General features: G+C 62.3%; 22 protein-coding genes. 8 read left to right on the top strand and 14 right to left on the bottom strand.

Annotated elements, in window-relative coordinates:
• Positions 1 to 53: 53 nt before the first annotated feature.
• From FJ527_RS02775 to FJ527_RS02745, 7 genes are all read right to left on the bottom strand, one after another.
• The gene (locus FJ527_RS02775; protein WP_140723247.1) at positions 54 to 1,067 is read right to left on the bottom strand and encodes an ABC transporter ATP-binding protein; all 1,014 of its coding nucleotides are present in this window, start codon (positions 1,065 to 1,067) and stop codon (positions 54 to 56) included.
• Positions 1,060 to 2,172, bottom strand: a complete 1,113-nt coding sequence (locus tag FJ527_RS02770; RefSeq protein ID WP_140714262.1) for an ABC transporter ATP-binding protein — start codon at positions 2,170 to 2,172, stop codon at positions 1,060 to 1,062. The genes FJ527_RS02775 and FJ527_RS02770 overlap by 8 nt, the downstream gene beginning before the upstream one ends.
• Positions 2,173 to 2,174: 2 nt before the next feature.
• On the bottom strand, positions 2,175 to 2,378 hold the full coding sequence (locus FJ527_RS02765; RefSeq protein ID WP_140821580.1) for a hypothetical protein: 204 nt from the start codon (positions 2,376 to 2,378) through the stop codon (positions 2,175 to 2,177).
• 217 nt (positions 2,379 to 2,595) lie between these two features.
• A complete protein-coding gene (locus FJ527_RS02760; RefSeq protein ID WP_015314192.1) occupies positions 2,596 to 3,546 on the bottom strand; it encodes a carbohydrate ABC transporter permease in 951 nt (316 codons plus the stop codon).
• Positions 3,543 to 4,490 carry a sugar ABC transporter permease gene (locus FJ527_RS02755; protein ID WP_041163577.1) on the bottom strand — a complete coding sequence of 316 codons (948 nt, stop codon included), beginning with the start codon at positions 4,488 to 4,490 and terminating at the stop codon, positions 3,543 to 3,545. Before FJ527_RS02755 ends, FJ527_RS02760 begins: the two co-directional genes overlap by 4 nt.
• Before the next feature lie 123 nt (positions 4,491 to 4,613).
• Positions 4,614 to 5,945: an extracellular solute-binding protein gene (locus tag FJ527_RS02750; protein ID WP_015314190.1), complete on the bottom strand. Its 1,332-nt coding sequence runs from the start codon at positions 5,943 to 5,945 to the stop codon at positions 4,614 to 4,616.
• 264 nt (positions 5,946 to 6,209) lie between these two features.
• Positions 6,210 to 6,899, bottom strand: a complete 690-nt coding sequence (locus FJ527_RS02745; RefSeq protein WP_140821578.1) for a PIG-L deacetylase family protein — start codon at positions 6,897 to 6,899, stop codon at positions 6,210 to 6,212.
• 25 nt (positions 6,900 to 6,924) lie between these two features.
• Between FJ527_RS02745 and FJ527_RS02740 the strand changes: the two genes are divergently transcribed.
• From FJ527_RS02740 to nhaA, 5 genes are all read left to right on the top strand, one after another.
• Positions 6,925 to 7,815 carry a DMT family transporter gene (locus FJ527_RS02740; protein WP_140660529.1) on the top strand — a complete coding sequence of 297 codons (891 nt, stop codon included), beginning with the start codon at positions 6,925 to 6,927 and terminating at the stop codon, positions 7,813 to 7,815.
• Positions 7,816 to 7,872: 57 nt separating this feature from the next.
• Positions 7,873 to 10,335, top strand: a complete 2,463-nt coding sequence (gene hrpB / locus FJ527_RS02735) for an ATP-dependent helicase HrpB (RefSeq protein ID WP_140821576.1) — start codon at positions 7,873 to 7,875, stop codon at positions 10,333 to 10,335.
• Positions 10,336 to 10,361: 26 nt separating this feature from the next.
• The gene (locus FJ527_RS02730) at positions 10,362 to 11,693 is read left to right on the top strand and encodes an ActS/PrrB/RegB family redox-sensitive histidine kinase (RefSeq protein WP_140614913.1); all 1,332 of its coding nucleotides are present in this window, start codon (positions 10,362 to 10,364) and stop codon (positions 11,691 to 11,693) included.
• Positions 11,694 to 11,757: 64 nt separating this feature from the next.
• A complete protein-coding gene (locus tag FJ527_RS02725) occupies positions 11,758 to 12,321 on the top strand; it encodes an ActR/PrrA/RegA family redox response regulator transcription factor (protein WP_015314185.1) in 564 nt (187 codons plus the stop codon).
• Between the two features lie 230 nt (positions 12,322 to 12,551).
• On the top strand, positions 12,552 to 13,745 hold the full coding sequence (gene nhaA / locus FJ527_RS02720) for a Na+/H+ antiporter NhaA (protein ID WP_140821574.1): 1,194 nt from the start codon (positions 12,552 to 12,554) through the stop codon (positions 13,743 to 13,745).
• A gap of 47 nt (positions 13,746 to 13,792) precedes the next feature.
• Here the strand turns inward: nhaA and FJ527_RS02715 are convergent, their stop codons facing one another.
• Positions 13,793 to 14,293, bottom strand: a complete 501-nt coding sequence (locus FJ527_RS02715) for an MmcB family DNA repair protein (RefSeq protein WP_015314183.1) — start codon at positions 14,291 to 14,293, stop codon at positions 13,793 to 13,795.
• 110 nt (positions 14,294 to 14,403) lie between these two features.
• Here FJ527_RS02715 and FJ527_RS02710 point away from each other — a divergent pair, with 110 nt between their 5' ends.
• Positions 14,404 to 15,354, top strand: coding sequence for an IS1595 family transposase (locus tag FJ527_RS02710; RefSeq protein ID WP_140821572.1), 951 nt, complete (start codon positions 14,404 to 14,406; stop codon positions 15,352 to 15,354).
• 255 nt (positions 15,355 to 15,609) lie between these two features.
• On the opposite strand, the gene FJ527_RS02705 is transcribed toward FJ527_RS02710, so the two are convergent.
• Entirely contained in the window at positions 15,610 to 16,428 is an 819-nt protein-coding gene (locus FJ527_RS02705; RefSeq protein WP_246677678.1) for a DUF3800 domain-containing protein, read from the bottom strand.
• A 5-nt stretch (positions 16,429 to 16,433) separates the two neighbouring features.
• On the opposite strand from FJ527_RS02705, the gene FJ527_RS02700 reads away from it, so the two are divergent.
• Positions 16,434 to 16,613: a hypothetical protein gene (locus FJ527_RS02700; RefSeq protein WP_140821568.1), complete on the top strand. Its 180-nt coding sequence runs from the start codon at positions 16,434 to 16,436 to the stop codon at positions 16,611 to 16,613.
• On the opposite strand, the gene rhuM is transcribed toward FJ527_RS02700, so the two are convergent.
• The 3 genes from rhuM to cueR all read right to left on the bottom strand — a co-directional run bounded on the left by rhuM (position 16,610) and on the right by cueR (position 19,373).
• The gene (gene rhuM / locus FJ527_RS02695) at positions 16,610 to 17,620 is read right to left on the bottom strand and encodes a RhuM family protein (protein ID WP_140821566.1); all 1,011 of its coding nucleotides are present in this window, start codon (positions 17,618 to 17,620) and stop codon (positions 16,610 to 16,612) included. The genes FJ527_RS02700 and rhuM overlap by 4 nt on opposite strands.
• Positions 17,621 to 18,308: 688 nt before the next feature.
• Entirely contained in the window at positions 18,309 to 18,779 is a 471-nt protein-coding gene (locus FJ527_RS02690) for a nucleoside deaminase (RefSeq protein WP_140723228.1), read from the bottom strand.
• Between the two features lie 108 nt (positions 18,780 to 18,887).
• A complete protein-coding gene (gene cueR / locus FJ527_RS02685) occupies positions 18,888 to 19,373 on the bottom strand; it encodes a Cu(I)-responsive transcriptional regulator (RefSeq protein ID WP_140821564.1) in 486 nt (161 codons plus the stop codon).
• A 225-nt stretch (positions 19,374 to 19,598) separates the two neighbouring features.
• Here cueR and FJ527_RS02680 point away from each other — a divergent pair, with 225 nt between their 5' ends.
• Positions 19,599 to 20,216 carry a L,D-transpeptidase gene (locus tag FJ527_RS02680; protein WP_140821562.1) on the top strand — a complete coding sequence of 206 codons (618 nt, stop codon included), beginning with the start codon at positions 19,599 to 19,601 and terminating at the stop codon, positions 20,214 to 20,216.
• A gap of 159 nt (positions 20,217 to 20,375) precedes the next feature.
• On the opposite strand, the gene FJ527_RS02675 is transcribed toward FJ527_RS02680, so the two are convergent.
• Positions 20,376 to 20,945 carry a NifU family protein gene (locus FJ527_RS02675; protein WP_015314175.1) on the bottom strand — a complete coding sequence of 190 codons (570 nt, stop codon included), beginning with the start codon at positions 20,943 to 20,945 and terminating at the stop codon, positions 20,376 to 20,378.
• A 278-nt stretch (positions 20,946 to 21,223) separates the two neighbouring features.
• Complete coding sequence (locus tag FJ527_RS02670; protein WP_010913128.1) at positions 21,224 to 21,715, bottom strand: universal stress protein; 492 nt, start codon at positions 21,713 to 21,715, stop codon at positions 21,224 to 21,226.
• Between the last annotated feature and the right edge of the window lie 11 nt (positions 21,716 to 21,726).

The following is a 21,726-nucleotide window of genomic DNA, read 5'->3' as shown; positions in this document are numbered from 1 at the left end:
CGCAATCTTCAATCAGAAGCCGGCGTCGCCTTGGCGGGGGGCGCCGAAACCGCTCACATCAGTCGTTGTCCGTCGGCGCCGAAATAGAGCGGCGAGCGGTAGCGGATCACCACCTTGTCGCCTTGCGCCAGATCGGTGTCGGGATCGGTCAGCGTCACCAGCTTCTTCGGCCCCACCGTCACGTGCAGATGGTTCTGGTCGCCGAGATGCTCGACCCAGTCGACGACGCCATCAGCATGGCCATTCACGGCCTTCTCGATCGCCAGGTGCTCGGTGCGCGCGCCGATTGTCCTGGTGCCGGCCGGCGCGCCGCCATCGGGAAGCAGCCCAGTCGGCAAAAGATTGATCGCCGGCTGGCCGAGCCTTGCAGCGACATGCAGATTTGCCGGTTCCGAATAAATGGTTCGTGGTGAACCGATCTGCACCAGCACGCCGTCGGCGAGGATGCCGATCCGATCGGCCATGGTCATCGCCTCGATCTGGTCGTGCGTGACGTAGAGCATGGTGGCACCGAGCTCGGACTGGATGCGCTTCAATTCGAGCCTGAGATCCGCGCGCAGCTTGGCGTCGAGCGACGACAGCGGCTCGTCCATCAGGTAGATGGAAGGCTTGCGCACCAGCGCGCGGCCGATGGCGACGCGCTGCATTTCGCCGCCCGACAATTTGGTCGAACGGTTGGCAAGCTTGTGATGGATGCGCACCATCTTCGCGACCTCCTCGACCCGGCGGCGGATTTGGTCTTCCGGTATTTTCCGCGCCGGCGAGCGCAGTGGGAAGGCGAGATTGTCGAACACCGACAGATGCGGATAGAGCGAATATTGCTGGAAGACGAAGGCTGTGTCGCGCTCGGCCGGTGACAGGGTCGTGGCATTGTGGCCGCCGATCTCGATCGTGCCTGCATCCGGCCGTTCCAGCCCTGCGATCAGCCGCAGTGTGGTCGTCTTGCCGGCGCCGGTCGGCCCCAGCAGCACGACGAATTCGCCGTCCGATATATGCAGGTCGAGCCCGCTGACGGCGACATGGTCGCCGAAGCTTTTGGTCACGCCTTTGATGTGCACGTCAGCCATGCTGCGCTCTCCCCAACGACGCTGTGTCGTGGATTGCCGTTCTCACCGCGCGCCCGGAGCCTTTTTCGAACAGCGACAGCCGCGCGCCGTTCAGTGTGAGGCCGACATGGTCGCCAGCATTGAGCCGGATTTCGGCCGGCACCCGAGCCTTGATGATGCCGTCCGCCGTTTCCACCGCGACGATCTGGGTGGTGCCGAGATATTCGGTGCCGTATATGGCGCCGCGCAGCTTGGATGCATCGTCGAAGCGGATATGTTCGGGGCGAATGCCGAGAGCCATGTCGGCAGGCGCTACGTCCTCGCGCACCTCTGGCACTGCCACTGTCGCCCCCTGGACGACCACCTCCTTCGCGCCTTTTGTGAGTCCGCCGCCAAACTTCAAAAAATTCATCGGCGGCGAGCCGATGAAGTCGGCCACGAACATGGTAGCGGGGCGGTCGTAGATTTCGCGGGGGCTGCCGAACTGCTCGATGACGCCATGGTTCATCACTGCGATCTTGTCGGCCATCGACATGGCTTCCATTTGGTCATGCGTGACGTACACGGTCGTCGCGTGGATGCGGTTGTGCAGTTCGCGCAGCTCATGGACCATTAGGTCACGGAATTCAGTGTCGAGCGTGCCGAGTGGCTCGTCCATCAGGAAGCATTTCGGCCGCCTCACGATGGCGCGGCCGAGCGCGACGCGCTGGCGGTCGCCGCCGGCAAGACCGGATACGGATTTGTTGAGCAGATGGTCGATGCGCAGAAGCTTCGCCGTCTCCTCGACGCGGGTGCGGATCTCGGCCGAGGGCATGCCTTGCGCCAAGAGCGGAAAACCGATGTTCTTGCGCACATTCATGTGCGGATAGAGCGCGAACAGCTGGAAGACGAATGCGATGTCGCGCTCGCGGGCCCTGAGCATGGTGACGTCGTCGCCGCCGAGCAGGATCTGGCCGCCGGTCGGCAGTTCGAGCCCGGCGATCATTCTCAGTGTCGTCGTCTTGCCGCAGCCCGATGGCCCCAGCATGACGAAGAACTCGCCGTCCTCGACGACGAAGTTGGAATCCTGGACGGCGACGAAATCGCCGAAGGCCTTTCTCAGATGTTGGACGCGAATTTCGGCCATGATTATTCCGGGAACTTCGAGACGATGATGAACATCACCGTGCCGGCGAGCATGGTGATGAAGGAATAGGTATAGAGCGACAGCGCGAAGGGCTGGAACAGCATCAGGAAGCCGATGGCGATCAGCGCCGTGGCAATGTTTTCCATCAACCCGCGCCTGGCCCAGCGGGGCCAGCGCGATTTCCTGGAGATGGCGGAGCGCCTCATGCGTAGCTTCCTCCCTTTTCCCCGTTCAAAGGGAGAGATGGTTGCCAGGTGGTTCCCCCACTCCGTCGCTGCTCCGCAGCGCCACCTCTCGCCCCTCCGGAGGGAGAGGAAGGGAGCCTGGCTGAATCAAGTTCGCGCCCTTCCTCTACCCCGTCGATCGGGGGAGAGGTGTCGAGCGAAGCTCGACGGAGTGGGGGGCGACTTATTCCCACACTAATCATTTGCGCACCGCACCGAAGGTGATGCCGCGCAGCAATTGCTTGCGGAGCAGGATGGTGAAGACCAGGATCGGCACCAGGAAGATCGTCGTGCCGGCCGCCACGGCCGGCCAGTCCTGGCCGCCTTCGCCTATGATGGTCGGGATGAAGGGCGGCGCTGTTTGTGCCGTGCCGGAAGTCAGCAGGGCTGCGAACGCGTATTCGTTCCAGGCGAAGATCAGGCAGAAGATCGCCGTGGCGGCAATGCCGGTGGTCGCCTGCGGCAGCACGGTGCGCCAGAAGGCCTGCAGCCGCGTGTAGCCGTCGATCATCGCCGCCTCCTCATATTCGCGCGGAATCTCGTCGATGAAGCCCTTGAGCAGCCACACCGCGAGCGACACGTTGACCGCCGTGTAGAGCAGGATCATGCCGAGGGCGGTGTCCGACAGGCCAAGCTCGCGGTACATCAGGTAGATGGGAATGGCGACCGCGATCGGCGGCATGAAGCGTGTCGACAGGATGAAGAACAGAAGGTCGTCGGCGAGCGGCACCTTGAAGCGCGAGAAGCCGTAGGCCGACAATGTGCCGAGAAAGACGGCGCAGAAGGTCGAGCCGAAGGCGATGATCAGCGAATTGATGAAGCGCGGCAGGAAGTTGGATGGTCCGGCGATCACCATGTTGCGCTTGCGCACGGTCTCGTCGCAGAAGCCCGTCGCCGGTCCGAGCGAGTTGATATATTCAGGCGTCTGCCTGGTGCGCGTCGTGAACAGGTTGCAGTAGCCCTCGATGCTCGGCTGGAACACGATCTTGGGCGGATAGGCGATCGAATCCGGCGGCGTCTTGAAGCTGGTGGCGAAGATCCACAGGAGCGGCACGATCGAGATCAGCGCGTAGGCGATGATGATGGCGCCGGCGATGCGCTTCGAATTCGACGAGGGCGCGACGACCGAATGGGCTGTGGTCAGGCTCATCTCTGCTTCACCTTGTTGAGCGCCTTGACGTAGATGTTGGCGAGACCGAACACCGCGACGAACAGGATGATGGCGAAGGCAGAGGAATAGCCGGTACGCCAGCTCTCGAAGGCCTGCCGTTTCAGCGTGATCGAGGCGACTTCGGTGGTCGAGCCCGGCCCGCCGCCGGTGAGCAGGTTGACCATGTCGAACATCTTGAAGTTCTCGATGCCGCGAAACAGCACCGCCAGCATGATGAAGGGCAGCGCCATCGGCAGCGTGATCGACCAGAACTGCCGCCAGTTGGAGGCGCGGTCGACCTCGGCCGCTTCATAAATATATTCGGGGATCGAGCGCAGGCCCGCGAGGCAGATCAGCATCACGTAGGGCGTCCACATCCAGGTATCGACGATGATGATCGACCACGGCGCCAGCGAGACGTTGGAAAGCATCTGGATGCTTGTCGGCGGAATGCCCGACACGAACGAGATGACATAGGAAAACAGGCCGATCTGCGGCTCGTAGAGGAAGCGCCAGAAATTACCGACCACCGCCGGCGACAGCATCATCGGCACCAGGATCAGCGTCGTCCAGAAAGCGTGGCCGCGAAACTTGCGGTCGATCAGCCAGGCCAGCGTGAAGCCGATCAGCGTCTGCAAGAGGATGGTCCAGAACACGAAATGCGCCGTCGTCTGCATGGCGATCCAGATGTCCTGGTCGCCAAGGATGCGCTGGTAATTGGCGAAGCCGAGGTTCTTCACCACCTCGTTTGGCCGGTTCGCGCGAAAATTGGTGAACGACAGGTAGATCGCCCAGAACAGCGGGAAGATGTTGATGGCGAGCAGCAACAGGATCGTCGGCGAGATGAACAGCCAGGCGAGGCCCTTGTCGCTGATGCCCCGGACCTTGCGGGCCAACGGTTCCGGGGTCGCCCGGGCAACGGTCTCCGCGGTCCGATTGAGCATGGTCAGTCCTGCTTCGGTCACTTCGTTCGTCTCTGTCATGGAATTTATCTGAACCGCGTCCCGTGCCAAGGGCGGCACGGGACGCGGGGTCATGGCTCGGGAGGAGCCTTGCGGTTGTCGCGGCTACATCTTGCCGTCGTCCTGGAAGACCTGCGTCCAGTCCTTGACCAGGCCGTCGAGAGCATCCTTGGCCGAACCCTGGCCGGCGACGACATAGTCATGGAAGCGCTTCTGCGAGGCTTGCAGCAGTGGTGCGTAGCTCGGCTCGGCCCAGAAGTCCTTCACGATCGCCATCGAGTCGAGGAAGGTTTGCGCATAGGGCTGGCTGGCCGGGAATTTCGGGTCCTTGACCACCGCGTTGAGGCAGGAATAACCGCCGAGCGACCACCATTTGGCCTGGACGTCCTTGTTGGCGAACCACTTGATGTATTTCAGCGCCGATTCCTGCTTGTCGGAATAGGAGACCACCGAAATACCCTGGCCGCCGAGCTGGGCGAACTGGGCGCCGCCGGGACCCTTGGGATTGACGAAATAGCCGATCTTATCGCCGCCGACATTCTCGTCCTTCTGCAGGCCCGGCCATGTGAAGGCGAAGTTCATGTGCATCGCCACCTGGCCGGATTTGAAGGCATCGACGCCTTCGCCCATGTAGCTGTTCGAGGCGCCCGGAGGGGTGCAGCAATCGTAGAGCGCCTTGTAGAATTCCAGGCCTTTGACGGCGTCTGGCGAATTGACGAAACCTTCCATCTCGTAGGGCTTCTTCGGGTTCTCGTATTGGAAGCCATAGCTGTAGAGCACGTCCATGGCGCCCATGGTGATGCCTTCCGAGCCGCGCTCGGTGTAGATCGAGGCGCCATAGACCGTCTTGCCGTCGACCTGCCGCTTCTGGAAGAATTCGGCGATCTGCTTCAACTGGTCGAAAGTGGCCGGCGGGCCGAGGTCCCAGCCATACTTCTCCTTGAATTCCTTCTGCAGTTCGGGCTTGGAGAACCAGTCCTTGCGGTAGGTCCAGCCGACGACGTCGCCCATGGCCGGCAGCGCCCAGTAGTTGGGCGTGTTCTTCGGCCATTCCGAATAGCCGACGACGGTCGCCGGCACGAAGTCGTCCATGCTGATCTTCTCCTTGTCGAAGAAGTCGTTCAGCTTGACGTAATGGCCGTTCTCGGCCGCGCCGCCGATCCATTGGCTGTCGCCGATGATCAGGTCGCAGAGCTTGCCATGCGAGTTCAACTCATTGAGGAAACGATCGGCGTAGTTGGTCCACGGCACGAACTCGAATTTCATGCCGATGCCGGTTTCCTTGGTGAAATCCTTGGACAGTTCGACCAGCGCGTTGGCCGGGTCCCAGGCGGCCCAGCATAGCGTCAGGTCTTCAGCGTGCGCGGCGCTCGAGACGGCTGTCGACGCTGCGATCGCCGAGGTCAGTCCCAACGCCAGTTTCAAGCTCGATTTCATGCCTTCCTCCCATTTGCGAAACACGTCCGGATGACGGTCTCAAGATCCCTCAACCTCTCTCCTCAGAGGCCCAAACATGGCGGCGTCGTCGCGTCGCGGATGTTTAGTAATTTGTTTAGTGATGCAATTTTTACTAAACAAGGCAAGCGAATTCGTTGCTGCGCCGCAACATGCTGAAGCCGGTCTCTGAAAATGTTGGGAAAAGCGCCGGGCATCAGGCGGACGAGCGCGGAATGCGATACCCCTGGCCGATAGTCCGCGGGTTCAGTCGACCCGTTTGGTGCTCACCATCACCGTCCGGATCGGTGGCGCCGGCGGCAGCAGCGCGCGGATGTCGCCGAAGGGAAATGTCGGCTCGAAGCGGAAGGCTTCGGCCAGCGAACCTTGCGCGCCGTTGCACTGGCCCGAGCGAAAAAGGTTCTGCGTCAGTGCAATGTCGACGAAGCGGTCCGGGTCCTGCGACTGGTGCATGCGGATCGCTTCGGTCTTGATGTCGGCATGGGCGGAAATATCGACATAGTGCGTCGGCGAGAATCCGGTGCCGCCCATCGTATCGGCATGCAGCACCGGAACCCCGAACGAAGCAGCGATGCGCACGCCGTCCGACAGCGCGCGGTGGTCGGCATGATAGTCGTTGGGCGCGTGCGTGATCACAAGATCCGGCTCGATCTCGCTGATCAGCGTTTTCAGCGCATCGATCAGTGCGGCGTCGGCCACAAGCCCGCCATCGGGAAAGTCGAGGAAGCGGGCTGCCGCCCCGAGCAGCGCGGCCGCGGCCATTGCCTCCTCGCGCCGGACACGAGCCAGAACAGCGGGATCGCTCTTGCCGCCCCTGGCACCATCGGTGGCAACGGCAAAAGTGAGTTCTGCGCCTTGCGCGGCATAGGCGGCCATCGTACCGAACATGAAGATCTCGATGTCGTCTGAATGGGCACCGAGTGCCAGTATTTTCAACTCTCTCTCCCCGGAAATGAAAAACGTGCCGAACGGAATCCTGCTCGCCCTGATCGCCTATGCAAGCTATTCGGGCAGCGATGCCGTTATCAAGAGCCTGGGCGGCCAATTCACGGTGTTCGAGATCGGCTTCTTCTCGACTTTGTTTGCTGGCTGCTTCCTCTTCTTCAGCCGGCCGGCCAACGAGCGCTGGCGTGATTTCTGGCGTGCCAAACGTCCCTGGGCGGTGCAGGCGCGGGCCTGGGCCGGCATCGCGTCGGGCGTGCTCAGCGTCTATGCTTTCACCACCATTCCGCTGGCCGAGACCTATGCGCTCATCTTTCTGGCGCCGCTCTGCGTCACCATTCTATCCACGGTGATCCTCAAGGAAAAGGTCGGGCCCTGGCGCTGGCTGGCGGTGGTCGCCGGCTTTGCCGGCGTCATGCTGGTTGTCAGGCCGGGCTTTCGCGAGCTGCACCTTGGTCACCTTGCCGCTTTCACCATCGCTTTCCTCGCCGCCACCAACGTCATCCTGATGCGGTCGCTGGCGCAGCAGGAAAAACGCACGACCATGCTCGGCGTGCTGATCGGCTATGGGCTGCTGTTCAACGGCATCGGTGCCGCCGCGACCTCCTTCACCGTCCCGGATGGAAAACAGCTGGCATGGCTGGTGATGGCGGGCGCCTTCACCGCGTGTGGACAATTGCTGCAGTTGCTGGCCGCCAAATACGCTCCGGCCAACCGGATTGCGCCGACGCATTATTCGCAGATCGTCTGGGCGGTCATCCTCGGCGCGCTGTTCTTCCGGGAATATCCGGACTGGCTGTCGCTTGTCGGCCTCGCCGTCGTCGGCGGATCGGGCCTGCTGACCATGGTGCGCGAGGAAGTGCGGCTGGGCACGGTGCGCTGGAATCCGTTTTCCCGCACACGGCTCTAACCGGGCCCTGGTGCGATAAAGTTGCACGGCGCCCGCGACCGCTGATATGCGGGCGTAATGACGACCAAACCCTTGCCGGAACTTCCGGTATCCGCCGTGCTGCCGGCGCTGAGCGAGGCGCTCGGCTCTGGCAACAGCGCCGTGCTGGTCGCGCCGCCCGGTGCCGGCAAGACCACGCTGGTGCCGCTGGCGCTGCTCGACGCGCCCTGGCTGGGCACGGGCAAGATCGTCTTGCTCGAACCGCGCCGGCTCGCCGCCCGCGCCGCCGCGCGCCGCATGGCCGAGTTGCTGAGGGAAGAGCCCGGCGCCACCGTCGGCTACGCCATGCGCATGGAAAACCGCACCTCGGCGCGGACGAAAATCCTGGTCGTCACCGAGGGCGTGCTGGCGCGCATGATCCTCGACGACCCGGAACTGCCCGGCGTTTTGGCGGTCATTTTCGACGAATTCCACGAGCGCTCGCTCGACGGCGATTTCGGTCTGGCTCTCGCCCTCGATGTGCAAGGCGCGCTGCGGCCGGATCTGCGTCTGCTGGTGATGTCGGCAACGCTCGACGGCGCACGGGTCGCGAAACTCCTGTCGGGCGCGCCGGTGATCGAAAGCGAGGGCCGCGCCTTCCCCGTCGATGTCAGATACGACGAGCGGCCGGCCGGTGTGCCGATCGAGGACGCCATGGCCAAGGCGATCCGCGCCGCCCTTGCCGACGAGAGCGGCAGCGTGCTTGCCTTCCTGCCCGGCCAGCGCGAGATCGAGCGCACGGCCGAGCGGCTGGCCGGCAAGGTCGGCGCCGACACCGATATCGTGCCGCTCTATGGCCAGCTCGACGGCAAGGCGCAGGACGCGGCGATCAAGCCGGCGCCGCCAGGCCGCCGCAAGGTGGTGCTGGCGACCTCCATCGCCGAGACCTCCATCACCATCGACGGCGTGCGCGTCGTCATCGATTCCGGCCTGTCGCGGCTGCCGCGCTATGAGCCGGCCAGCGGACTGACCAGATTGGAAACCGTGCGCGTCAGCAAGGCCTCCGCCGATCAGCGCGCCGGCCGCGCCGGCCGCACGCAGGCGGGCGTCGCTATCCGGCTGTGGCGTGCCGAGCAGACGGCGGCACTTCCCGCCTTCACACCCCCGGAAATCCTCGAGGCGGACCTGTCGGGTCTGCTGCTCGACTGCGCCGCCTTCGGTGTCGCTGATCCAGTCAGTCTTGCTTTCCTCGATCCGCCGCCGGCTCCCGCGCTCAATGAAGCACGGGCGCTGTTGCGGGCGCTTGGGGCCGTCGATGAAGCAGGGCGGCTGACGGACGCCGGCGCTGCGATGCGCAAGCTCGCTCTGCCGGTCCGGCTGGCGCATATGGTCGCCGAGGCGGCCAGCAGCGGTCATGGTGGTGAGGCGGCCATGCTTGCCGTGCTGCTGACCGAGCGTGGCCTTGGCGGTGACGGTGCCGACCTCGAACGGCGACTGATGCGCTTTCGCACGGAAAGATCGCCGCGTGCCACGTCGGCGCGCCAGCTTGCCGAGCGCCTGGCCAGGCATGTAGGCGGTGCGAAGACCAGCGGAGCTGTTCCAGCCGGAACCCTGCTCATCCACGCCTGGCCGGATCGCGTCGCCAAGGCGCGCGGCGAGCGCGGCCGTTTCGTGCTGGCCAACGGTTCCGGCGCCATGCTCGACGCCGGCGACCCGCTGGCGGGCGAGCCGTTTCTGGTCGTCGCGGACCTGCAGGGCAAGGCGCAGAATGCCCGCATTACGGCGGCTGCGGCAAGCAGTGAGGAGGACATCCGGGCAGCACTTGGCGGCAGGATCGAAACGCGCCGGCAGACGAGTTTCGATCGCGACAGGCGCGCCGTGCGGGTGCGCGAAACCGTGCGCCTTGGGGCCATCACGCTCGCCGAACGCATGTTGCCGCCGCCGGCCGGCGCCGAGGCCGACCGCGCCATCATCGAGGCCTTGCGCGAGCACGGACTTTCCCTCCTGACCTGGAGCAAGGAGGCGCAGACGCTGCGCCACCGGCTGTCCTGGCTGCACAAGGGCTTGGGCGCGCCCTGGCCCGACATGTCGGATGAAGCGCTCATCGCGCGCCTCGACGACTGGCTGCTGCCTTTCCTGTCCGGTGCGGCCTCCCTGGCCGCCATCGATCCCGGAACTGTCCTGGCCGGGCTGGCGTCGCTCGTGCCGCAAGACCTTCAGCACAAGGTCGAAGCGCTGGCGCCGACTCATTTCGACGCCCCGTCGGGCAGCCATGTGCCGATCCGCTATGACGGCGAATGGCCGGTTCTGGCGGTGCGCGTGCAAGAATTGTTCGGCCTCGACCGCCATCCGTCGATCGCCAACGGCACCGTCCCCTTGACGCTTGAACTGTTGTCGCCGGCGCACCGGCCGATCCAGACGACGCGAGACCTGCCTGGCTTCTGGCGCGGCTCCTGGACCGATGTGCGCGCCGACATGCGCGGCCGCTATCCCAAGCATGTCTGGCCGGAAAACCCATTGCTCGCCGCCGCCACCGCCCGCGCCAAGCCGCGCGGGACCTAGCCTTTGCTGGTTTGCGGCTGTAATCCATGGCCATGATCAACATCCTGAACACGCCCGACTTTCAGCAAAGCCAGCGACTGCGCCTCAACACGCTGATCCGGCTGCGCTGGCTGGCCATTGTCGGCCAGAGCGTGACCGTGCTCGTCGTCGCCTACGGCCTGAAATTCCCGCTGCCGGTCAGTCTGTGTTTTGCCCTCATCGCCTGTTCGGCCTGGATGAACCTGTTTCTGGCCTTTCGCTTTCCGGCCGCGCACCGGCTCACCCCGTTCGCCGCCTTCGGCATCCTGGTCTTCGATAGCCTGCAGCTTGCCGGCCTGCTCTACATGACCGGCGGCCTGACCAATCCGTTCTCCCTGCTGATGACCGTACCCGTCGTCATTTCGGCGACATCGCTGCCCCTTCGCCTCACCGCCATCCTCGGCGGGCTGGTGATGATCGCGGCGACCTTGCTGGTCTTTCGCCATCTGCCGCTGCCCTGGTACGAAGGCGCGCCCCTGGTGATGCCCTTCATCTATGTCGCCGGCATGTGGATGGCGGTGCTGTCCTCCATTGCTTTCACCGCCATGTACGCCTTCCGGGTGGCCGCCGAAGCCCGGCTACTGGCCAACGCGCTCGCCGCCACGGAACTGGTGCTGCAGCGCGAGCAGCACCTTTCCGCACTCGACGGGCTGGCGGCGGCGGCGGCGCACGAACTCGGCACCCCGCTCGCCACCATCACGCTCGTCGCCAAGGAGATGGAAAAGGCGCTCGGCAGCGATCCGAAATACGGGGAAGACGTGAAGCTGCTGCGCTCTCAGAGCGAGCGTTGCCGTGAAATCCTCAAGCGCCTGACCAGCCTGTCGTCGGAGGGCGAGGCACACCTGTCCCGCCTGCCGCTGACCTCGCTGGTCGAGGAGGTGACCGCGCCACATCGCGACTTCGGCATCTCGATCAAGCTTCGCCCTGGCGAGCGGACCGGGCCGGAGCCGGTCGGGCGCCGCAATCCCGGCGTCATCTATGGTCTCGGCAATCTGGTCGAGAACGCGGTCGATTTCGCCCGCAAGAGCGTCACCGTGCGCTGGAGCTGGGACGAGGCGACGGTCTCCTTCTCGATCACCGATGACGGCCCGGGTTTCCCGCCCGAGATCATCGACCGCATCGGTGAACCCTACATGTCGACACGCCAGGGCACGGAAGCCGGAGGCGGCCTCGGGCTCGGCCTGTTTATCGCAAAGACATTGCTCGAACGTTCGGGCGCCACGCTCGACTTTCGCAATTCGAGCGGCCTCGGCGAAGGGGCCGTGGTGCGGATTTCGTGGCCGAGAAGCGTCTTCCTGAACCCGGAATCGGCCCCAGCCACCATGTTTGACACTGCGTAAATTGGACAATGGCCCCGCAAAACTATATCTGCGTAAAAATAAGGCAGCAGGAATTTTCGAGACGATGACAGGCGATGAGAACAGTGGGCCTATGGTTGAAGGCGAGGACACCTCGCTTCTGATCGTCGATGACGACAAGCCGTTCCTGACCCGTCTGGCCCGTGCCATGGAAACCAGGGGTTTCGTGGTCGAGACGGCGGAGAGCGTCGAGGAGGCCGTGGGCAAGGCGCGCGCCAATCCGCCCGCCTATGCGGTGGTCGACATGCGGCTGGGCGACGGCAACGGCCTCGATGTCGTCGCCGCCATCCGCGAGAAGCGTGAGGACTCCCGCACCATCATCCTGACCGGTTACGGCAACATAGCCACCGCGGTGACGGCGGTGAAGCTCGGCGCCGTCGACTATCTGTCGAAACCCGCCGACGCCGACGATGTCTTTGCGGCATTGACCCGCACCACCGGCGAGCGCGCCGCGCCGCCGGAAAACCCGATGTCGGCCGACCGCGTGCGCTGGGAGCATATCCAGCGCGTCTACGAAATGTGCGAGCGCAACGTTTCAGAGACCGCACGCCGGCTCAACATGCATCGCCGCACGCTGCAGCGGATCCTGGCCAAGCGCGCGCCGCGCTGAGAGACTGTTTGGAAATTCTGCTCTGGCGGCCATCTGGCGGCGTTTTCTGCGCTTCCCTTGCTCACGGACGAATGTCCGCTGCGCTGCGGTTCTCAACCACCATATGACCAGTCAGAGCGAATTCGAAACAGTCTCCGAGGCGCTGAAAAGGGTCCCATGCTTGCCCGGCGGCCGGACTTTGCGCATCATTGCAAATGACGCACGCCGGCAGGCGGCATGACGGAGGCGACATGCAGGATTTGAAGCGACGGCCGGTTTCCGTCTTCCGCGAGTTCCTCGACAGCGAGGCGGCCGGCGGCATCATCCTGATGGTGGCCGCCGCCCTTGCCCTGATCGTCGCCAATTCGCCGCTCGCCGGGACCTACTTCTCGGTTCTCCACGCCTATCTCGGCCCGCTCAGCGTCTCGCACTGGGTCAATGACGGGCTGATGGCGGTGTTCTTCCTGCTCGTCGGGCTGGAGATCAAGCGCGAGATGCTGGACGGCCAGCTCTCGACCTGGCCACGCCGGGTGCTGCCCGGCATCGCGGCGGCCGGCGGCATGGTGGTGCCGGCGCTGGTCTATGTCGCCGTCAACAGCAACAATTCGGCCGCACTGTCCGGCTGGGCGATCCCGACCGCCACCGACATCGCCTTCGCGCTCGGCGTCCTGTCGCTGCTCGGCAGCCGCGTGCCGGCCTCGCTGAAGGTCTTCCTGACCGCGCTTGCCATCATCGACGACCTCGGCGCCGTCATCATCATCGCCATATTCTACACCAGCGGCCTGTCGCTAGCCTATCTCGGCGCGGCCTTCGCCGTGATTGCCGTGCTCGTCCTGCTCAACCGTATGCGGGTGATGAACCTTGTGCCCTATCTCGTGCTTGGCGCCATCCTGTGGGTACTGGTGCTGAAGTCCGGCGTCCATGCCACGCTGGCCGGCGTGGCACTTGCGCTGACCATTCCGCTCGAACGCTCGGCCGGCATCGGCCACGACCTTGACCATTCGCCGCTGCACCGGCTCGAGCACGGCCTGCACAAGCTGGTGGCGTTTATCGTCATCCCTATCTTCGGCTTTGCCAATGCCGGCGTTTCGCTCACCGGCCTGAGTTTTAGCGCCCTGATCGAGCCGCTCACGCTGGGCGTCGCAGCCGGTCTCGTCGTCGGCAAGCTGGTCGGCGTCTTCGGCTCCTCCGCGCTCGCCATCCGCTTCGGCCTCGCCGACCTGCCGGCCAACGCCGGCTGGCCGCACATGATCGGCATTTCGCTCCTGTGCGGCATCGGCTTCACCATGAGCCTGTTCATCGGCCTGCTCGCCTTCGCCAACGACGTGGCGCTGCAGGACGCGGTCAAGGTCGGCATCCTTGCCGGTTCCTTCATCGCCGCGCTGCTTGGTGCCGCGGTGCTGCTGATGGCCCCGGCTGTGGGTGGCGAGGAAGAGACGGAGTAGCCGTTCCGGGCTGGAGCATCTGGCGGGCGTCAATTTCAGGGCTGCGATTACTCGCTCTCCCCCTCCAGCACCGGCACCGCGACACCCGCCAGTTCCGCCGCCAGCAGCCGCGCCGCGCCGGCGCGCGCGATGCGCAGCATCAGCGCCTTGCGCGTCGCCGCCGCCATGCGGTGCTCGGGCGCATCACGCAAGATCTCGGCGCCATAGCCGTCGGAGAGAATGAAGCCGCATTCCTCGGGAAAGATTTCGGCCGGCACGCCGGGATGTGTGGCGAAAAAAAAGCGGTCGGAATGCAGCCGGTAATCGGGCCATTTGCGGTCGACGCGAAAATCCTCGATCGAGGATTTGATCTCGATAATCCAGATATCGCCCTGCCGCGTCAGCGCCACGAGATCGGCGCGCCGGCCGGTGGCCAACGACAACTCGGGCAGCACATGCGCGCCCATCTGCATCAGCAACCGCTGCACGCCCCGCCGCACCAGCATGGCGCGCTCGGACTGGCGACCGTCGATCAGAGGGTTCAGGAGAATCGGGGAGATGATTGGCATGGCAGGTACCATGCCAGACTTTGTTCACGGTTTGAACCCGGTTTTTAACGGCGATTATCTGGTTGACAAACCCAACATGATTACGTAGGGTAAGGACATAGGAGATTTCCATGTCCGTTCTGTCCCGCCCCGAGTTCCATGACGAAGCCAAGGCTTTCGAGCATGTGGAATCGATACTGTGGCCCAACGGTCCCGTTTGCCCCAAGTGCGGTAGCGTTGATCGCCACTACGCCTTGAAGGGCGTTCGCACCAAGCCCTCCAAAAAGAACCCGCACGGCATAGAGCGGCACGGCCTGTACAAGTGCAGCGCTTGCCGCTCGCAGTTCACCGTCCGCATGGGTTCGATCTTCGAGGAGAGCCATTTGCCGCTGACCAAGTGGCTACAGGCTATCCACCTTATGTGCGCCTCAAAGAAGGGCATCAGCGCCCACCAGATGCACCGCATACTCGAATGCACCTATGAGGCCGCTTGGTTCCTGTGCCATCGCATTCGCCTTGCAATGGCGTCTGGCGAGCTTTCCCCGATGGGCGGCAATGGCAAGACCGTCGAAGTTGACGAGACGTATATCGGTCGCTTGAAGGATACCCCGGTAAAGGCCGGCACTTCTCACAAGAACACTGTCGTTACGCTTGTCGAACGTGGTGGCCGCGCCCGTTCCTTCCACGTCGATACCGCCCGCATTGGAACCGTCATGCCAATCGTTCGCGCCAATATCGCCAAGGAAAGCGCGTTGATGACGGACGAGGCTGGCATGTATCGCCGCGTGGGCCAGGAATTCGCTTCGCACGATGTCGTCACGCATTCCAAGGACGAATACGTCCGCTACGAAAGCGCCAAGACCGTCCATACAAACACCGTGGAAGGCTTCTATTCGATCGTCAAGCGCGGCATGAAGGGCGTTTACCAGCATTGCGGCGAACAGCACTTGCACCGCTACCTTGCCGAATTCGATTTCCGCTATTCGAACCGTATCGCCATAGGCGTTGATGACGGCACCCGCGCTTTCATCGCCTTGAAGGGTGCTGCCGGTAAGCGCCTCACCTATCGCAGACCTGCTTGACGCGAAGCGAGCGCACTTCCGCAGGCCGGTGCAGTTGGAATTGCCGCTCTGGCGATACTCGCACCGAAAGAAAAATGAATCATTTTCAATGGGTTACTAGTTAACCGATTGATTTGACAGGATATTCCTGAAAAGCATATTGAAAGCGGATAGGAAAAATGTCATATTTGGGGTGGCAGGCAAGCGCCGGAGCCACCCCGAGTTGCCTTCGGGCAGCAGCATTCTAGCAATGTGGATCAGGGGTCCGGGGGCCTGTCACTTATTCAGTTCGGCGATAAACGCTCCCTGCTCTTTGCTGAGTGGGGAGCGCCCTATTGGCGGGATCAGGGTAAGGCCGCAGTTCAATATGCGCTTGTGTTCTTTGAGGTAGCGAGCCTTGAGCGAGAGTGCGTAGCGGGGTTCAACGTTCCCGTACTCGTCAGGTTCTAGACCAGCACATGTTGCACTGGTAACGACATCGGCAATCTGTAGACCGGCGCGCACCGCGTGGTTTTCGACCCGTATGTTTGCAGGATCAAACACATTCCAATCTATTGAGCGGACCGGCTTCATCAGCTCGCGCCCGTCCCTCATAAATTCAAAATAATTTCGCATCACTTGGTAGTCGGTGCCAGCACGGCGAGAGAAGGTGACGAAGAGGTTCGCCGGGCCGTTGCCATCAAGGCGAGCCTTTTCTCGGCAAGCCGCTGTAAGGCGCTCCAAAAGCCAGCGGACCAGGTAGTTGTAGAGGTGCTGCTTTCGCTTGAAGACTTCCAACTCCTCACTGTCGAGGATCGTCTCCTTGTTCGAGGCTATGACGCAAATGCCGAGAGGTTTCTCACGAAGAACATTGCAAGCGGCAACGCGCTGGTGGTGATTGAGGTACCGGAAATGGATATCCCTTTGGTTCTGTTTCTTGGGAAACAATGATACGATCTCATCACGCCATAATGGCATGAAGCGGTCGTTGCTATCCGAAACAAGCACGGCCCCGACACCAAGCCAACGGGATTGGCCGGTGGTTCCGGGGAGACGAAGTTTCCCGAAACCCTCGTCTCCCGCTTCATCAACGTAGGCCGAAAAAGAACAAGGCATCACGCATGGGAATCTCGGAAAAATCCAAGAGTCAACTCGACAAGTTTAAAGACGCTGCGCGGGATCTAAAAACGGACAATTCAGACAAGGCTTTCGAGGCCATTGTGGACAAGATCGCCCATGCGCCGAAGCTCACCAATGAGCAGATTAAGGAACTGCTACGCCGCCAGCGTATGGGACGCTAGGCTTTCGTTAGCTTGCCGGTTTCTTCCTTCACAAGGCGGCGTTGCCACATAGCGTACTCCGCTTGCGCATGTTCCACGGCCTTCTTGTGAAGCGCGGCCTTATAACCCTTGAAGACGGGGTACTCATTGACCGCAAGCAGACTGTCCAACTTGCTGCCGAGTTCCTGCATAGTGAGCGTCCGACCCCTGATCGCGCTCGATTCGGCGTAAAGCAGAAATTGCTCGCAAAGAATATGGAGCACATATAGCTCGTCGTGGTCCAAGTAGTTTTTGCCGACTTGTGCCTCCTGCACGGTTGGCATGTTCCCGCCGAAACTGACAACGCCCATGTTGGGCTTCTTGTGGCTAGCTCGGGTGAGGATCAATCCTGCGGCGGTGTTCTGATGAACCGCGTAGTGGAACTTATCCTGAAGCATGGAATAGAAGCGCTTGCAGGGGTCCGAGTTCGCTTCGTAGTCGCTGGATGCTTCCTTGAAAACCAGCCGGACGGATTCATAAACATTCTTTTCGTCGGCGCGCAGCTCGCGAATTCGAGCTGCCAATTTTCGTAGCGCATTCGGGTTGTCTCGAAGGCCAGCTTCGTTGATGGCATAGCCATCAACTACGTAGGCTTTTAGGGTGGACATTGCCCATTTGCGGAATTCAGAAGCTCGCGGGGATTTGACTCGGAAGCCAACGCCCAAAATCACATCCAGATCGTAGTGCGTGATTTCGCGCGTGACCTCCCGAGTGCCCTCCTTTTGAACTACCGCAAATTTTGCGGTAGTTGCCGCTTCGCTTAATTCCCCTTCAGCATAGATGGATTTGATGTGGTGCCCGACTGTATCAGCGTCACGCTCAAACAGGTCGGCGATCTGATTGGCCGTCGCCCAAACGGTTTCGTGGTCAACATCCAGGTTGAAGCTAATCGCAATCTTGCCGAGCTTGAACTGCACTAATTCAAGCTCCAACTGCTTTGCGGCTTCTTGGGTTTTCTGCGCAATGGTCTTCTTCGGCGGGGTTGCCATGGATCGAATCTCCGATTCTGTTTACGCAACGTAACACAGGTCGAAGCGTTCTTGTTATGATCCGCGAAGCTGTCCCCAAGCTGGCGCCACCCATTCCCCTACGGCTGGGTAGCGGGGTGGCGAGCGGCTAGAAGCCCCTATCTGTTGAATTGAGCCGCTTCCGGTTTTTCAAATCAGCCCTATAAAAGTTAATCGCCAGCAACGCTGGCAACCCGATGCCGCCGACAACAACCAGCGCGATTGGGCCAAACCACCTGTAAGCCAAAACCCCGATCAAGCAGAGGATCATGGTTCCTATGAAACTGCTGAAGGGCACTAGCATGATGGCTAACTTGTAGCACTGTCATAGTCAGAGTCCTATGATTTGATTGGGTTTGTCAACCGGATAATCACCTTTTTAACGGCGATTATGTATTTGACAGACCTGGAGGGAGTTTGCCGGCTGACCGGGGCGGCTCGGCGGTTTGGGGGGACATCAATACGGGCAAAACCGCCGAGCCTGACTGGCGGCGGCAAATTTGGGGATTTGGGAGTTCGCCGTCAGCTTTGACCAGGATATCGCAGGGTTGACCGGTTGGCGTCATTCGAACGAAGGGCGGCGTTTCCGCTCGAGTCCATGTAGCAGCGGTCCACATTGCGCCTATGTTCGGTCCGCTCTTTCTGACCTTTCGCGGGAGGTGGGGAGCCACTACCGCTGCCAGAAGCCACGGTGCACCGATACAAGTTCATCCTCAATTTCGGGGAAGGGGCCGTGGACCTCGATCTTCTTCTGCCCAGAGCCGAGCACAATTCGCGCGGACAGACTCATCGTCGGATTTTCGGGATGGTCGCCTGTCAGCGCGAGAAGCTCGGTCTCCTCGAAGCCATAGACCAGCTGGCCGATATTCGCCCAGTAGAGCGTTCCGGTGCACATCGCGCAGGGCTCGCCCGTCGAGACCAGCGTGCATGTCCAGAGAAACTCCGGCGGATAGGCTGCCGCCGCGCGCCGCGCAAGTTCGGTCTCGGCGTGATGCAGGGTGTCGATATTGCCTTGGCGCATGAGGATTGCGTCGTCGGGGCCGACCAGCACCGCGCCGAACGGATGGTGGCCGTGCGCGGCAGCCTCGCGGGCGACCGCATCGGCGGCGCGAAGGTGGGCGAGCATCTGGTCGCGGGTCATGCGCTCTCTCCGGTCATTGGGGTCACCGGCCGGCGACCAGCGGCAGTACTTTTACCCTACGCTGATATCAGAGCGCGCAATATACCACACGAACCCATGCTGGCGGCTTCACGAGCGCGTGGCAAGGCGGCTAACGCCGCCTCCGCCCAGGCCACCGTCTTCAACAGGTGGTCTATCGCTTCCGCGGTTGGGTTTGCCGCCGGCCAACGCCGCCCCCGCCATGTCATCCAAAATCGGGCAGTCCGGCCGCTCGTCGCCATGGCAGGCGTGAACGAGCTTCTGCAGCGTCGAGCGCATCGATTGCAGCTCGCGCACCTTCTCCTCGATGGCGGTGACGTGGGCGGCGGCGATTGCGCGCACGTCGTGGCTGGCGCGGCCGCGATCCTTGTAGAGCGCCATCAGCTGGCGACAATCGTCTATCGAAAAGCCGAGATTGCGCGCGCGGCGCAGGAAGGCCAGCCGGTGGATATCGTCGCCCGAATAATCGCGATAGCCATTGGCGGCGCGCGCGGGCGCGATCAGGCCGATCTCCTCATAGTAGCGGATGGTCTTGGCCGGCAGGCCTGAGCGGTGAGCGGCGTCGCCGACATTCATGACGGATCCTCGAGTTTCGCGGGCCTGCGATTCAGGCCCATTGAATTTCCTTCACAATCCGGTGAAGTATGTTGCCGAAATGCCATAGTGATACGCATACCAGCACGTAAGTCCCCGCATATAGGCATCGTGTGCTTGGCAAGCAAAGCAAATGCCAGCATGAATGATGGCGAGAAAGCGGCCGACTCGTGCCGCTCTAGTTTGGGCGGGGCACCGGATCACCACATGCGCATGAAGTCGCTTGCAACAATCGCCGCATTGGCGCTGTCCACTGCTATTGCCGGTTGCAGCACCATCGGCGGGCAGATGTTCTCCAACGACTATGGCGCGGTGACCGATGCCGGTTACCAGCTGCCGCGTATTCCGATCGAGAAGGTCCCCTCGAAGTACCATCGCCAGGAAGTGAGTTACGACTCCAAGGAAAAGCCCGGCACCATCATCGTCGATACGCAGAACAAGTTCCTGTACTTCGTCGAAGGCGATGGCCGGGCAATCCGCTACGGGATCGGCGTCGGCCGTGAGGGCTTCGAATGGCACGGCACGGCCCATATCGCCATCAAGCGCGAATGGCCGACCTGGACGCCGCCTTCGCAGATGATCAAGCGCCAGCCCGAACTCGCCAAGTTCGCCGGCGGCATGGATCCGGGCCTGAAGAACCCGCTCGGCGCGCGCGCCATGTACCTGTTCAACAAGGGCGGTGACATGGGCTACCGCCTGCACGGCAGCCCGGAATGGAACTCGATCGGCAAGGCCATGTCGTCGGGCTGCATCCGGCTGATGAACCAGGACGTTATCGACCTCTACAATCGCGCCGAGGTCGGCGCCAAGGTCATCGTTCTTTAGACCATGATCCCGGAAAGCCTGTCCGCTTTTCCGGCATATCGTGGTTAAACTGGAAGTCGCCTTTCATACGCGGACCGTCTAGGCAACAACGGACGTCCCAAACAGAAAACCGGGCAATTCGGCCCGGTTTTTTGTTGTCCGTGGGTGGGAAATTGCCGTCTAAGAGACCTGCTCGACCTGCTGCACTTCCGGCACGAAATGGCGAAGCAGGTTCTGGATGCCGTGCTTCAGCGTCGCCGTCGAAGACGGGCAACCGGCGCAGGCGCCTTTCATGTGCAGGAACACGGTGCCGTTCTCGAAGCCGCGGAAGGTGATGTCGCCGCCGTCCTGCGCCACCGCCGGGCGCACCCGCGTGTCGAGCAGCTCCTTGATGGTGATGACGAGTTCCTCGTCGGCCTTGTCGTAGAATTCGCCGGTCTGGCTGGTCTCGGCGGCGGGGCCGGCCTTGGCCATAACAGGCGCACCGGACATGAAATGCTCCATGATCGCACCGAGGATCGCCGGCTTCAGATGCTGCCAGTCCGGGCCGTCCTTGGACACGGTGATGAAATCGTAGCCGAAGAACACGCCGGTGACGCCGGGAATTTCGAACAGCCGCCCAGCCAGCGGCGAGGCAATGGCCGCACTGTCGGCATCGCGGAAATCGGCGGTGCCTTCTAGGAGCACTTCCTTGCCGGGCAGGAATTTCAGCGTCGCCGGATTGGGCGTCGACTCGGTCTGGATGAACATGGCCGTCTCCATGCCCGTTTTGGGCAACTAGTTTGGAATAGTTCTAAATAGGCTCTATCGGCGGGACATTCAAGCGAAACGCATCGCCGGAACGGCTGGCTGGCGGAATGTTTTTGCGACTCATGCCAAGCACTGTGAAGTGCGTCGAGATTCGGGTCAGGCCGAGTCGAAAATGATGGTTTCCGAGAACCGGAGCGGAGCGTACTTGAAGCACGTGAGCACCGGAAGCGCAGGAAGCCGCCATTTGCAGGCCGGCATCACCCGAATGTCGATACACTTCAGGCGAGGCTGTCGATCTCCTCATCCGACAAATTCTGCGGCACCACGGTCACCGGGATCGGAAAGGCAGCACCTTTGCCTGCCACGGCACCGACCAGCGGTCCCGGACCTTCCTTGCCGGCGCCGGCTGCCAGCACGAGGATGGCGATGTCCTGGTCTTCCTCGATCAGCTTGTGGATCTCTTCCGTCGGTTTGCCCTCACGCACCACCATCTCCGGTTCGATGCCGAGCTTCTGCCGCACCTTGTTGGCGTAGCCGTCCAGCGCCGCGCGCGCCGTGGCGTTCGCCTCCTCGCGCATGATCTTCTCGACCCCCAGCCAGTGCTGGAAGTCGTCCGGTACGATGACATAGAGCAGCACCAGCGTGCCGCTGGTGCTCTGCGCCCGCTTCGAGGCGTAGGCGACGGCGCGCTCGCATTCCGGCGTGTCGTCGATGATCGTCAGGAATTTCCTGCGGTGACCGGCTTCGCGGCTGAGGCGTTTGGAGACCATGTCTATCTACT

It is taken from the genome of Mesorhizobium sp. B2-4-18, from assembly GCF_006441385.1.
Lineage (GTDB): Bacteria > Pseudomonadota > Alphaproteobacteria > Rhizobiales > Rhizobiaceae > Mesorhizobium > Mesorhizobium australicum.
This window is presented reverse-complemented; position numbering and strand designations above follow the sequence as displayed.